The organism is Acinetobacter sp. YH12251 (assembly GCF_013417465.1).
In the GTDB taxonomy this organism is placed as follows: Bacteria; Pseudomonadota; Gammaproteobacteria; order Pseudomonadales; family Moraxellaceae; genus Acinetobacter; species Acinetobacter amyesii.
The window spans coordinates 47,499-61,785 of record NZ_VPDZ01000002.1 but is presented as its reverse complement, the minus strand read 5'-3'; the positions used below and the strand labels follow the sequence as shown (position 1 = coordinate 61,785).

Annotated in this window: 11 protein-coding genes; 5 read left to right on the top strand and 6 right to left on the bottom strand. The window is 40.5% G+C overall.

The features are described from left to right. Nucleotides 1-182 precede the first annotated feature (182 nt). The 4 genes from FTV27_RS00915 to FTV27_RS00900 are packed head-to-tail and all read left to right on the top strand — an operon-like array spanning nt 183 to nt 5,100. Nucleotides 183-1,670 carry a TolC family protein gene (locus FTV27_RS00915; RefSeq protein ID WP_180076791.1) on the top strand — a complete coding sequence of 496 codons (1,488 nt, stop codon included), beginning with the start codon at nt 183-185 and terminating at the stop codon, nt 1,668-1,670. Nucleotides 1,671-1,691: 21 nt separating this feature from the next. Continuing rightward, on the top strand, nt 1,692-2,855 hold the full coding sequence (locus FTV27_RS00910; RefSeq protein WP_180076790.1) for an HlyD family secretion protein: 1,164 nt from the start codon (nt 1,692-1,694) through the stop codon (nt 2,853-2,855). Next, nucleotides 2,855-3,985 carry an ABC transporter permease gene (locus FTV27_RS00905; RefSeq protein ID WP_180076789.1) on the top strand — a complete coding sequence of 377 codons (1,131 nt, stop codon included), beginning with the start codon at nt 2,855-2,857 and terminating at the stop codon, nt 3,983-3,985. The genes FTV27_RS00910 and FTV27_RS00905 overlap by 1 nt, the downstream gene beginning before the upstream one ends. Nucleotides 3,986-4,002: 17 nt before the next feature. Further along, complete coding sequence (locus FTV27_RS00900) at nt 4,003-5,100, top strand: ABC transporter permease (protein ID WP_180077045.1); 1,098 nt, start codon at nt 4,003-4,005, stop codon at nt 5,098-5,100. Between the two features lie 119 nt (nt 5,101-5,219). Here FTV27_RS00900 and FTV27_RS00895 read toward each other — a convergent pair whose 3' ends face one another. Continuing rightward, complete coding sequence (locus FTV27_RS00895) at nt 5,220-5,768, bottom strand: hypothetical protein (RefSeq protein ID WP_180076788.1); 549 nt, start codon at nt 5,766-5,768, stop codon at nt 5,220-5,222. Between the two features lie 459 nt (nt 5,769-6,227). Here FTV27_RS00895 and gltP point away from each other — a divergent pair, with 459 nt between their 5' ends. Next, nucleotides 6,228-7,523: a glutamate/aspartate:proton symporter GltP gene (gene gltP, locus FTV27_RS00890; protein WP_180076787.1), complete on the top strand. Its 1,296-nt coding sequence runs from the start codon at nt 6,228-6,230 to the stop codon at nt 7,521-7,523. A 65-nt stretch (nt 7,524-7,588) separates the two neighbouring features. Here the strand turns inward: gltP and FTV27_RS00885 are convergent, their stop codons facing one another. The 5 genes from FTV27_RS00885 to FTV27_RS00865 all read right to left on the bottom strand — a co-directional run bounded on the left by FTV27_RS00885 (nt 7,589) and on the right by FTV27_RS00865 (nt 14,118). Beyond that, a complete protein-coding gene (locus tag FTV27_RS00885; RefSeq protein ID WP_180076786.1) occupies nt 7,589-8,032 on the bottom strand; it encodes a DUF3887 domain-containing protein in 444 nt (147 codons plus the stop codon). Between the two features lie 73 nt (nt 8,033-8,105). Beyond that, on the bottom strand, nt 8,106-11,090 hold the full coding sequence (gyrA, locus tag FTV27_RS00880) for a DNA gyrase subunit A (protein WP_180076785.1): 2,985 nt from the start codon (nt 11,088-11,090) through the stop codon (nt 8,106-8,108). Nucleotides 11,091-11,380: 290 nt separating this feature from the next. After that, complete coding sequence (locus FTV27_RS00875) at nt 11,381-11,911, bottom strand: hypothetical protein (protein ID WP_257229950.1); 531 nt, start codon at nt 11,909-11,911, stop codon at nt 11,381-11,383. Between the two features lie 503 nt (nt 11,912-12,414). Beyond that, on the bottom strand, nt 12,415-13,347 hold the full coding sequence (locus tag FTV27_RS00870; RefSeq protein ID WP_111883923.1) for an FAD-binding protein: 933 nt from the start codon (nt 13,345-13,347) through the stop codon (nt 12,415-12,417). An 18-nt stretch (nt 13,348-13,365) separates the two neighbouring features. After that, nucleotides 13,366-14,118, bottom strand: a complete 753-nt coding sequence (locus FTV27_RS00865; protein WP_078192067.1) for an electron transfer flavoprotein subunit beta/FixA family protein — start codon at nt 14,116-14,118, stop codon at nt 13,366-13,368. Nucleotides 14,119-14,287 lie beyond the last annotated feature (169 nt).

Sequence of the window (14,287 nt, the reverse complement as noted above, 5' to 3'; positions counted from 1 at the left end):
ACTGATATTTTTTATCCCTTGAATTGATGCTAATTTAAGGTCTTGATGTGAGAAAAATGATGTGCGCTACAAAGATAAAATTTATTTACATATGTATATGAAACAATACAACAACTTAGTGAATTTACCCAACTTCATCACAATGACTATAATGAACCCATCCTAGCTGTGAGTGTGTTTTTATGCCTCTACCTCGAACAGATTATTCTATAAAAATTAAACATACATTTCGTTTAGGATTGCTGCTTGGCCTTGGTTGTTTCAGTGGCTTTTTTAGCCCGACAGTATTTGCGCAAAGTATCAGTTATAGCCAAGCAGAACAAAGTCTACTCAGCAGCTCGTACAGCACTCAGGCCAACCAAGCGCTACAACGATCTGCCGAACTTCAAGCTCAGGCCATGAAAGGACTCGGTTTACCTCGTGTTGATTTAAACGTCCGTGCCTATGCCTTTCATAATGAACTCGATATTCCTCTCGGTGCCTTAAAAAACAACCTAGAACAAACGCTGAGTAATGGCATTAATAATAAAATTGATGAAAGCTTACCGAGTGATTTGGCAGACCCATTAAAAGACAGTCTGCAACAGCCAATCCGTGATGGTGTCGGATTAATTCCAGATTCTTCCCAAGTGGTCTTAGATGATCAAGTGATCCGCCCTACCGTTTCCGTAATGATGCCGCTGTATACCGGTGGGTTAACGTCTAGCGCCAAGGAAATTGCCAATATCCAAGCCAAACGCAGCGCGATAAGCAGTGAACAACAACAAGATGTGCAACGTTTTGAATTAATCCAAGCCTACTTCAATGCTCAATTACAAAAAAAATTAGTCGAAAGCAGCCGCTTCAATTTAAATGCGATGCAACAACACTATGCCAATGCACTCAAAATGGAACAACAGGGTTTCATTAGCAAAGGCCAGCGTATGCAATTTGAAGTGGCGAAGAATAATGCGCTCAGAACTTTTCAAAATACTGAAGCGAATCTCCGCTCTAGCTTATTTAAGTTAAACAACTTAATGCAAAGCAGCCAAATTACTGATCTTTCAACGCCATTATTTATCAATCAGCAACACAATCAAAATATAACCGCCTTACTAAAAAGTTATCAGGATAAGTCTAGTTTGGTGCGTAAAATGCAATTGGACAGTCAATTGGCCGGTGCCAATGTGAAAGCCCAAAGCGCAGCAAAAAAACCCAACGTCTTTGCATTTGGCGAATATAGTCTCGACGATAAACAAAACTGGATCGTTGGTGTTGCCGCTCGCTACAACTTATTTTCAGGTATTGATAAAAACAAATCCGTACAAGCTGCTGAACTTCAACGCTATGCATCTGAGTTAATGACTGAGCGTACCAAACAAGAAATTGAAAGCCTGATTTATAGCTCATTTAATGAAGTCACCAGCGCTCAACAAAGTCACCTGTTGTTGCAGCAAAACCTAAAAGCTGCTCAAGAAAATTTAAGAATTCAACAGCTTTCATTTAAAGAAGATATGGGTACGGCCACACAAGTCATTGATGCACAAAATGCATTGAACGGGCTACAAAGTGAAATGGCGCTCAATGCTTATAAATACGTGATGTCACTTGCAACATTGCTACAAAGTCACGGGAGCATTGACCAGTTCCAAAGCTATATCAATCAATCACACACCGACTATATTCGCTAAGTTTAGCCGAGGGGAAACCATATGAATCAGGAACTAACTGATCACCAAGAAGATGCCTCTGCGAATGCTGAAACATCCCAATCCAATGTCTCGAGTTCAAACGTTTCGTCTACAGCAAATACTGCTGAGGATACTCCAAAGAAAGTGAATACCAATACTGATGCAGAGACGAAAAAAAGCTCAGTGCAAAGTCGCAATAAATCTGCTTTGATCAAGCTCGTGATTGGCATTGTCTTAGTTCTGCTTTTGGCATTGATCGCATTTGGTCTATGGAAAAGTTATCAGCCCAAGCAGGTTGAATTACAAGGTCGAGTTGAGGCTGAAACCATCCACATTAGTACCAAAGTACCCAGTCGTATCGAAGAAATATATGTGCATGACGGTGAAAAAGTACAAGCAGGTCAAGCACTGGTTCGTTTAACCAGCCCCGAAGTCGATGCAAAGAAACAACAGGCTTTAGCTGCACTCCAATCTGCGCAAGCACTGCAATCCACAGCTGAACGTGGCTCTCAACAAGAAAATATTGATAGTTTATATGCCAATTGGCAAAGTGTAAAAGCACAGCAACAATTGGCGCAAACCACCTACCAACGTGGTCAAAACCTCTATAAAGAAGGTGTCATTTCACGACAACGCCGTGATGAAATGCAAGCTGCCGCAGTGTCTGCTGCACAAATGACAGAAGCGTCTTATCAACAATATGCACGTGCAAAACGTGGTAGTACACCACAACAACAAAGCTCGGCAGATGCCCAAGTCAAGATTGCGCAAGCGGCGTTAGCTGAAGCCAATGCACTTGAGGCTGAAACAAAGTTATTTGCACCGTCCAATGGCACCATTTCAAAAACCTATGGCAAAGTTTCAGAATTAGTTGCGATGGGTGTGCCCGTTGTAAGCCTGATTCAAGATGATAGCTTATGGATTAGCTTAAATGTCCGTGAAGACCAGTATGCTCAAGTGTATCAACTCAAGACCATGCAAGGATTTATACCGGCGCTAAACAAATCTGCCGATTTTAAAATTGATCACATCGAAGCCGAAGGTGAATTTGCAACGATTAAAACCACGCGACAAACAGGCGGCTATGACATTCGTAGTTTTAAAGTCCAACTGAAACCCGCTCAGCCGATTGCTGACTTAAAAGTGGGTATGAGCGTTTTGTTTAAAATTGAAGAGCGTAAATAATGTTTAGGGGCATTCTGCGTGAGTTTCGCTATTTGATGCAGCATAAATGGGACTTGTGTATGGTCACACTTGCCCCTGCCCTTGTGATTTTGCTCTTTACCAATATGTTTGCTCAAGGCAAACCAGATCATTTACCCATTGCGATCATAGACCAAGATCACAGCAGTTTAAGCCGTAACATTACTCATTTTGCGCAGCTGAACCATACCTTAAAAGTAGCCACCATTACACCCAGTATGGATGATGCTGAAAAGCTTTTAAATCAGACTCAAATTTGGGGCTATATTCATATTCCTGCTGGTGCAGAGCAACGACTGGTTCAAGCAAAAGATGCAGAAATCAGCATTGCCTATAACCAAAGCTATTTTAGTGTCGGCAATAGTATTTCATCAGCCATGCTGCTAAGTACATTGCAAGCCATGGCCGATTTTAGTGGTCATCAGTATTTAGAAAATACCATTCCCTACCTTGATGCACCGACGCCCAATGTCAAAATTTCACCCTTATACAATCCGGGTTTAAATTATGAGTTCTATTTAGAGCCTTATATGATTCCTGCGATTCTGCATTTATTACTCTGTTGCTGCGTCGCATTTTCAGTCGGTCAAGAAATCAAATATGGCACTGTAAATCAATGGGTGAAACCGACTTCTGTCTTTCAAGCTTTAATCGCTAAAAATCTCAGTTATGTTTTCATTTTTACCGCTTGGACATGGGCGTGGATGTTGTGGCTAATCGTGTTTCGAGGGTGGTTTGTTCAGGGTTCATTATTGCTCATTTTGCTCGGGCAATTGTTTTTTTATACTGCCTATGCCTTTATCAGCTCTACTGTAGTTTTGGCGACACGTGATCTCACCAAGTCCTTTGGTTTTATAGCGGTATATGGGGGCTCATCACTGAGTTTTGCAGGGGTAACATTGCCGCTGAATAATGCGCCAATGTTTACAAAGTTCTGGGCCAATATTATTCCCTATACGCCTTATGCCAAATTACAAACAGAACAATGGGTCATTGGTAGCCCAATCTCTATTTCAATCACACCGCTTGTCACCCTGATCATTTACTGTCTGTTCTATTTGGTTCTTGCCAGCTTCTTTTTACGGAAAGTACTGAAGGAGCAAATCATATGAATAAAATCGTGTTATTTATAACAGCTTTGCTCAGATACTATCTTCAAACCTTTAAAGATATTGTGAAGCACAGTTCGATTTTTACCACTTTGGTGCTTTCTGTTTTTCTTTATAGTTTTTTTTATCCCATTGCTTATCAAGCGGAACACGCAGAATCGCTCCCCATCATTGTGGTAGATGAGGAACAAAGCATACTCACCAATACGATTATTGGTGCTGTAGCCAATAGTCCTAATGTAGAAATTCGAGCTGTGACTGGTAATTTTTCTGAAGCTGAAAATATGCTCCGAAGTCAGCAAGCTGACGGGATTTTACTGCTGCCGAGTAATCTTTCAAATAGCATTCGCCGTGGTGAAACCGGTGGAATTGGTTTATATCTCAGTGCTGCAAATTTTCTAAAGACTCAAAAAATTGGCTTAGGTTTAGCCGGTTCTATGGAAAATGCCCTCGTCGAATATGCAGAAAAATTCCAGAACATATCAGATTTTAGCCCGGCTTTGTCTATCCATAAGATTCCATTATTTAATCCACTTTCAGGCTATGGCAGCTATATTTTCCCAGCGGTTGCTCCCTTAATTATTCATCAGACGATTTTATTGGGTCTATCCATGCTGATTGCGACCTATCGACAAAACACCACTTGGCGTCCGAGCTATTCACAATTAGCTGGCATCTTCTTGTGTATTTTGACTATCGGGACTTTAGGGTGCTTCTATTTATTTGGTTTTACTTTTTGGCTGAATGATTATCCACGAGGTGGAAATTTTTGGGGTATGTTCATTGCTGTACCCATCTTCCTCAGTTGTATTATTGCAATGACCCTCTATCTCGCCACTTTTCTTGACCTGCCAGAACGTGCAGGACATGTCATCGTTTTTAGTTCTATTCCGCTATTTCTACTTTCGGGAACGGCATGGCCGCATGCAGCTATGCCTGAATGGATGCAAATACTTGCTCAGGTGTTGCCATCAACCCAAGGCATACAACTGTTCCTTCAACTCAATCAGATGGGTGTGCCTACAGTAATCGTCATCCCAAAACTGCTTTACCTCACAAGTATTGGACTGATTTTTTTATGTCTTGCTGTCTGGCGTTTAAAGTTTGCCAAAAGATAAAACTGTTTGTGCTGTAAGACATGTCTGGTCTCAAGCGAAATGCGTTCAAACCTATTCATCATAGACTCGAACGCTTTGCTTCTTAGCATGTCTCAAATTTTAATGCTTTCTGCCACCTATTAACTGTATGCTGTTGGCGTCACAGTCGATGCTTCATCCACTTGAATATTAAAATCATCTGCATCTGAGGTGATCTCAGTAACCAAATCATCTGATTCTTTTTCTGCAGCGTTTTCAAGCCAGAATCCTTTCACTTTATCGTCTCCATCATGACCTGCAAAGACCACACTCATATACAGTTCTTTTTGCGGATAATCATATTTATACACAATTGTTGTGGTCTTACCTTCTCCCAGCCGAGTATTTGCCATTCGCTGAATCACTTCCGCTTCAGCGCTAGGTTGACCTGCAGGAATCAGCTTTTTCATACGTGAAAACAGCTCTGGATCTGCTAGCATCGCATCACGAACATTTTCTTCAACCAATGCCAAAAAGCTGTCTTGATGGGGTTGGTGTAGTGCTGCGAATAATTTTTCTGACTTGGTACGCTGTGAGCTTGTCTCACTTGGAAGGCTTGATTCGAATTTTGCAATCAAGAAATCGCCAATTTTTTCACAAGCCGTTATAGGTAAGATTAAAGCGATGATGACGACTAATTTTTTCAACACCGTACAAGCCCTCTGGTTATTATTAAAATATATAAAGTTAAAATTTATTTCGGATAATCTGTGTGATTTATAGAATTTTCACTGATTTATCTGCCTCACAAGTATAAAGCAAACTTCTATATAAAAATGAAAAATACAGGCTCACAATTAGTTTTTCGATCTTTCTAGGCAAATCAGAGATTTTGTGAAGCGTTTATTAATAACTCAATTTTATTCGTTCTATAAATTAAACTTAATAATCAAATCGCTTATACAACTAAAAATGATAATTTATCGATCAAACAGTTTGGTTTTGATCAAAATCGTTGGCTGTATTCTCATATAAACTGCAAAATATTATCGTATTTATCTCCCAAATTATTCAGAACTTTTTGTCATGGCGGATTCAGTCTGTCTGCAACATTTGTTCGTGGATGACTGTGGGCTTTTTTCTCCCAAATCTGACATAAAAGCTGATGTATGAAAAAGATTAAGGTGAGCCTTGCCTGGCAAATCGTGATTGCTCTCATTCTAGGTATACTTGTTGGTGCTTTCCTACACTATTCTCCTGAATATCGTGATGCTTTAGTTAATAACTTTTTGACGCCTTTGGGCTCAATTTTTATTAACCTCATTAAGATGATCGTTATTCCGCTTGTTGTGTCGATGCTTATTTTAGGTATTGCCAATACAAGTCACGGTAGTAACTTAGGTAAACTTGGTTTCAAAACAATTATTTATTTTGAAATCATTACCACCGTTGCTATTTTAGTCGGTTTAGTTGCAGCCAACGTATTCCAACCTGGTGCCGGCATTGATATGTCTGCATTGACGCAAGTCGATATTTCAAAGTATCAAGAAACAACACATGAAGTCAGTGAACATTCTCATGGTTTGATTCAAACGATACTTTCACTTATTCCATCTAACTTTTTTGCAGCTTTGACGAGTGGTCAAATGCTCCCAATCATCTTTTTCTCTGTGATGTTTGGTGTAGGTTTAGGTGCGCTTGATCAGGAAGTAAAACAACCTTTAATTAAAGTGTTGACCGCTGTTTCTGAAACGATGTTTAAAGTTACGCACATGATCATGATGTTTGCACCTATTGGGGTATTCGGCTTGATTGCAGCGACTGTTGCGAATTTCGGCTTCAGCTCACTTGTGCCACTGCTTAAGCTCGCAGTTTTAGTTTATGGTGCAATCTTCTTCTTTATTTTCATAGTATTAGGTGCCGTTGCCAAGTTCTGTGGCTTCAGTGTTTGGGCCATTATCAAGATCTTAAAAGATGAATTGATTCTCGCGTATTCAACTGCAAGTTCTGAAACTGTCCTACCCCGTATTATGGAAAAAATGGAAGCTTACGGTGCTCCGAAACCGATTACCAGTTTCGTGATTCCAATTGGCTATTCATTTAACCTCGATGGTTCGACCCTATATCAAAGTATTGCAGCTATCTTTATTGCTCAGCTTTACGGGATTGATCTGACAATCACCCAACAAGTGATTCTAGTACTGACCTTGATGATTACCTCTAAAGGGATTGCAGGTGTACCTGGCGTTTCTTTCGTGGTCTTGCTAGCGACTCTCGGCAGTGTCGGTATTCCTCTCGAAGGTCTGGCATTCATTGCAGGTATTGACCGTATTTTAGATATGGCACGTACTGTACTGAATGTGATTGGTAACGCGCTTGCAGTACTGGTGATCAGTAAATGGGAAGGCCAATTTGATACTGAAAAACAAAAAAATTATGCCGCTAATCTAAAAGATGTCGCTTAATTTTATGTCATAAAAAAGGACGCTTCGGCGTCCTTTTTTACAGCTTTGTTTTATTTTTCCAAACTTTATTTATTTTTTTCGCCAAAAACTGAAATATTAAAATCTCGAATTTTGTTACTTCCTGCGGGTTTATCAAAACTTACATCATACTGTACAAGGTTTTTATTGGTATAACCGTACTCATAAGTGACCGTATATAAAGACAGTTTTTCAGTCGATTTTTCAATGTGCTTAGCCACTATATTTTTGCGTGAGTAATCTTGTTTCGGAATACCTCGTGCAAATTTACGCAGCTCTTTTTCATTCTGTTCAAACTTCGCTTTGAGTTCTGGTTCAAAGTAGGTATACAACTTTTCAAAATTGCCTTCACGTAATTGATCATAGGCAGCTTGGGCAACTTCAGTCTGTTCAACACTTGGGTCTGGTATTGCATTTAATGCTTTTTGGCCAATTTGGTCACAGCCGCCAAGCCCAATAAGTGAAGCCATTGCAAAATATTTTAATTTCATATTGTACTCATCAATCTAAAATTATCTGTCTATAAAAAAGGACGCCGTAGCGCCCTCTTTTCTCAATCTTCAATTAGTCTTCTTCAGGCTCATTGAGATCTGATTCATTGTCATTTTGATCAATAATCGTTGAGTCATCTACAAGTTGCTCAGTTTCGATTGCTTCCACTTCTTCAAAAGTTTCGTCTTCTTCAACTGCTTCGATCGCCACAACACCGACTAAAATTTCGCTTTCACCTAAACGGATCAAACGAACACCTTGAGCATTACGACCTGTTTGTGCCACTTCAGACGCACGTGTACGAACCAGCGTACCGCCATCTGAAATTAACATTAGCTCTTTAGACGCATCAATCGCTACCGCACCAACAAGTTCACCGTTACGTTCAGATGTTTTAATTGCAATAACACCTTTACCGCCACGTTTCTTGGTTGGGAAGTCATCTACTGGTGTACGTTTACCATAACCATTGGCTGAAGCACAAAGTACTTCACCAGTTTCCGGAACAACCACCAATGACACTATACGGCTAATGAGAGCTGAATCAGATGTATCGTCATCATCCGACTCGACATCCGCATCCTCAGCGTCTTCAGCTTGAGCTGCTGCACCAATGGTCACGCGCATACCACGAACACCTTTGGCAGAACGACCCATTGAACGCACGTCAGTTTCTGCAAAACGAATGGCTTTACCTTCGTTTGAGAACAACATGATTTGTTGTTCGCCGTCGGTAATGGCAACACCAATTAAGGTGTCATCACCATTGAGTTCAATCGCACGTAGACCGTTAGAACGAACATTCGAGAATTGTTCTAGTTCAACACGTTTAATCGTACCGTATTCAGTCGCCATGAATACATAGAAGTTTTTACGAACCGCTTCAGCTTGTTGTGCGAAGTCATTGATGATCTCATCATCAAGATCAGTGGTAGAAAGCTCTAAGCCCAACTGTTTCAATTGAACACGTAATGCATCAGACAAGTCATCTGCACCGTCTTCAGTCTCAGCAAGCGCAGCTTCTAAGCCAGCAAAATGACTATTAATCACTTCATTGGTTTGTAGCTGTGCACTATTAGCTTTTACAAATGCTTTAAAGTCAGCCAAACGTTCTTTAAATTTCTTCGGCGCATCAACCACAGGTAAAATAGCGGTGATGGTTTCGTTTTCATCTAATGGCAATAAGTTCACCATCGGACGACCTTTCGCACCACGAGATGCTTGAGGTACTTCATACACTTTCAAACGATAAACTTTACCCACATTGGTAAAGCAAAGCACTGTTGCGTGGTTTGAAGTCACGATCAAATGCTGGATGTAATCGTCTTCTTTCATTGAAGTTGCAGACTTACCACGTCCACCACGACGCTGTGCAGCGTAGTCTGACAATGGTTGAGTTTTTGCATAGCCTGATTTAGAAACAGTTAGTACCATTTGCTCTTCAGGGATTAAATCTTCACGAGAGAAGTCGATACGTGATTCCACGATATCGGTACGACGTGCATCGCCATATTGTTGAAGGATTAAAGCCAATTCTTCTTTAATCACGTTCATCAACAAGTTGAAATCGTTCAAAATTGCCGTGTATTCAGCAATTTGACCAAGAATTTCTGTATATTCAGCTTGTAACTTGTCTTGTTCTAGACCAGTTAAGCGATGTAAACGAAGTTCTAAGATCGCACCTACTTGGGTTGGAGACAGACGATAAATATCACCTGTTAAACCAAATGGACGTGATGGATCTTCGCCTTCAATTTCATCTGGACGGACAGATACCGCACCCGCTTTTTCAAGCAATGCAACGACACCACCGCCTGCCCACTCGCCCGCTTGTAAACGTTCGCGCGCTTCGCTTGGATTTGCAGATGTTTTGATGGTTTCAATGATCGCATCGATATTTGCCAGAGCAACCGTCAAACCTTCTAAGATATGTCCACGTTCACGTGCTTTACGCAATTCGAACATGGTACGGCGTGTAACCACTTCCTGACGGTGACGGATAAACGCTGCAATAATATCTTTCAAGTTCATTAACTTAGGCTGACCATTATCGAGGCAGACCATGTTAATGCTGAATGAATTTTCTAATTGGGTATTTTGGAATAAGTTATTTACAATCACTTCAGCGTTTTCACCACGCTTCAAGTCAATTGCAATACGCATCCCTTCTTTATCTGATTCATCACGAAGTTCAGAAATACCTTCAAGTTTTTTCTCTTTGACCAACTCAGCAATACGTTCAATGGTTTTTGCTTTGTTAACTTGATAAGGAATTTCAGTGAAGACAATCGTGCTACGGCCCGATTTTTGGTCTTCTTCAATGTGATATTTACCACGGATGTGCAAACGGCCTTTACCAGTACGGTACGCATCGACAATGCCTGATTTACCGTAAATGATACCGCCTGTAGGGAAGTCTGGACCAGAAATATGTTCCATTAACCCTTCAATGCTGATGTGCGGATCGTTGGCATAAGCAAGACATGCATTAATGACTTCTGTCATGTTATGCGGAGCCATATTGGTTGCCATACCTACAGCAATACCAGCTACACCGTTAATCAACAAGTTAGGCACACGTGTTGGCATGACTTGTGGAATACGCTCAGAACCGTCGTAGTTGTCTTCCCACTCTACGGTATCTTTCTCAAGATCCGCTAAAAGTTCGTGGGTCAATTTACGCATACGAACTTCGGTATAACGCATTGCTGCTGCACTGTCACCATCGACAGAACCGAAGTTACCCTGACCATCAACCAATTGATAGCGTAAGCTGAAATCTTGAGCCATACGAACAATAGTTTCGTATACAGCTAAGTCACCATGTGGGTGATATTTACCGATGACGTCACCGACTACACGGGCAGACTTTTTGTAAGCTTTGTTGTAGTCATTGCCCAATTCGTGCATTGCAAAAAGCACACGACGGTGAACAGGTTTGAGACCATCTCGGACATCTGGCAACGCACGTGACACAATCACGCTCATTGCATAATCGAGATATGAGCTCTTCAGTTCATCCTCAATGGCAATCGGTCTAATTTCCGATACGCTCATGCATACTCCTTGTTATACAAGCAGAATTCTGCCCGCATTTATATATCGTAAATCTGTAAAAATTAGTTCAAAAAACACTGAACCAATATCAAAAATCAAGTCGGACAGTATAGCATAAAAACCCTGATTTTTGTGCCAATCATCTTGCACTAGAACCATGATTTTTTGTATTTATTTTAAGCATTTTGATTTTATTTGCTGTGAAAAAAACCTCTACGAATAGAGGTTGTTTATTGTTCAAAAAAATTCTTTTTGAAGCTTCAAATTTAGACGCATAAATGTGATAAAAATCACTCTTTATGATATTGCATAACCTCTAATTCCTGAGGCACATGATCCTGCTGCATCCATGGGTATGCTGTTAAAAACAAACCAAAAATAAGCGAAAACTCATAAACTTCTTCGATGAAATCTTTATAAGCCAAATCGTATAAAAATAAAAAACTAAGACTTCGACTATGCTCAACTGCATCAGAAATAAGTAAGCCCAATATCACCAAGCCCAATGGCCAAATTGGTAAAGCCAAGGTTTTTAGCTTACGAGCAATTTCTTGGCGTAAATACGGCGAAAACAGCATAAAGACGACAGGTGCAATCATGAATACCGAAATTAAACGAAAATACGGTTTAGGCACATCAGGAAAATAGTCACGCCCCCAACTAATACTACGACCAAATAGCAACAACCACCATGCAACAGCCCACAACCAAAATTGTTTCTTTCCATCTTGCATTTCAAGTGGTCGAATATAGAAAAAAGTATAAATCGCAAAAAACAGCAATAACAATGCTTGGACCGATTCAACTGCTGTAACAGTCATTCCACAAATAAAGGAAAAGAGATACTTTGTAAAACAGGAAAAAGTAAACAGCAGATCATCAGCACCAATACACTGATTGGTAACTGAAAATCAAATTTCAAAGGGAGACTCCGCCTAAAGGCAACTTCAATAAAAAAGCAATGTTAACACAAAATATACAATCCTTTAAGCTTGCTTTAAGTTTAAGATTCAAACTTGAAGGATAAATTTTTATTATTTTATTTTAAATCTTTGTATTTTTTATAATTTATTAATCTCCATCCTATTACCAAGCGATTGCGCCTGCTTACTTACCATTTAAGTTTCAACATACGTTTAGCTTATGCTACAGTCGTATCTAAGACTGATAATAAGAAAATACCTCGGATGAATTTTGAAGTACTAAATTAAGAATCCCTCATCCCATTAAGCATGATCAAGAATATCTACAACGGCATTCATTCCACACAAAAAAAACGCCCCTAAACCATAAGCTTAGGAGCGTTTTGAACTGCGTTCAGAAATTAGATTTTAGATACTAATTCTGGAACTACAGTGTTCAAATCACCTACTAACCAGTAATCAGCTACTGAGTTAATTGGCGCTTCTTCGTCTTTGTTGATCGCAACGATCACTTTAGATTCTTTCATACCTGCCAAGTGCTGAATCGCACCAGAGATACCTACAGCGATGTACAAGTCAGGAGCAACGATTTTACCTGTTTGACCCACTTGCATATCGTTTGGTACGAAACCAGCATCAACAGCAGCACGAGATGCGCCTTGCGCAGCACCAAGCTTGTCCGCTAATGGATCAAGTACAGTGTGATAGTTTTCACCTGAACCAACACCACGACCGCCTGAAACAACTATACGCGCAGCTGTTAATTCTGGACGTTCAGATTTCACGATTTCTTCAGAAACGAACTTAGAAATACCAGCATCACCAGTAGATGCAACAGCTTCAACTGCAGCAGAGCCGCCTTCGCTTGCAACAGCATCAAATGCAGTACCACGAACAGTCGCAACTACAACAGACTCGCCAGACTCTACAGTTGCAATCGCGTTGCCTGCATAGATTGGACGTTTGAAAGTTTTAGGACCTTCAACAGCAATGATGTCAGTGATCATGCTTACGTCAAGTAGCGCAGCAGCACGTGGAAGTACGTTTTTGCCCGTTGTCGTAGAAGCAGCAAGGATGTGAGTGTAACCCGCACCGATAGAAGCAACTAATTTAGCAACGTTTTCAGCCAATTGGTTTGCATAAGCAGCATCGTCAGCAAGTAATACTTTGCTTACACCCGCAACTTTAGCTGCTTGGTCTGCAACTGCTTGAGCGCCTGAACCAGCTACTAATACAGTGATATCACCACCGATTTTTTGCGCTGCAGCAACAACGTTAAGAGTTGCACCATTTAGTGCTTTGTTGTCGTGCTCAGCGATAACTAAAATACTCATGATTTTTATCCTTCTGTATTAGATCACTTTCGCTTCGTTTTTCAATTTATCTACAAGCTCGTCTACAGACTTCACTTGTACGCCCGCTTTACGTTCTGCAGGAGCTTCAACTTTAACAGTTTTAAGCTTAGTTGCAGGTGAAACGCCATAATCAGCAGGTGACTTAGTATCAAGCGGCTTTTTACGCGCTTTCATAATGTTTGGAAGAGCAGCATAACGTGGCTCATTCAAACGTAAGTCAGTTGTAATAATTGCTGGAAGTGCAAGTTCAACAGTTTGTAAACCACCATCGATTTCACGAGTCACTTGTACTTTATCGCCTTCAACTTTCACTTCAGAAGCGAAAGTACCTTGGCCAGCACCTAAAAGCGCGCCAAGCATCTGACCAACTTGGTTAGAGTCGTCATCAATTGCTTGTTTACCAAGAAGGATCAATTGAGGTTGTTCAGCGTCTACAACACCTTTTAGGATTTTTGCAACTTCAAGTGCACCTAACTGGCTGTCGTCAGCTTCAACAAGGATACCGCGGTCTGCACCAAGCGCCATAGAAGAACGGATTTGTTCTTGAGCTTCTTTAGGACCAATAGAAACAACAACGATTTCTGAAACAGTTCCTTTTTCTTTTAAACGAACCGCTTCTTCCACTGCGATTTCACAGAACGGGTTAATTGACATTTTAACGTTCGTTAAGTCAACACCACTGTTGTCCGGCTTAACGCGAACTTTAACGTTGGCATCAACCACACGTTTTACAGCAACAAGAGCCTTCATGTAATCCTCGGCTGTTTTAGCAAATGTAAATGTTGAGAAAAGTTATATTAACTCTTCACTTTAAATTTTTTAGGTGCCCTATCTTGCAATGTGTACGGCATTTCGGTCAAGTCACAATTATCGAAAGACCTGTAAAAAAGCGTAATTTCCTTGAACTTATCGTTCACAT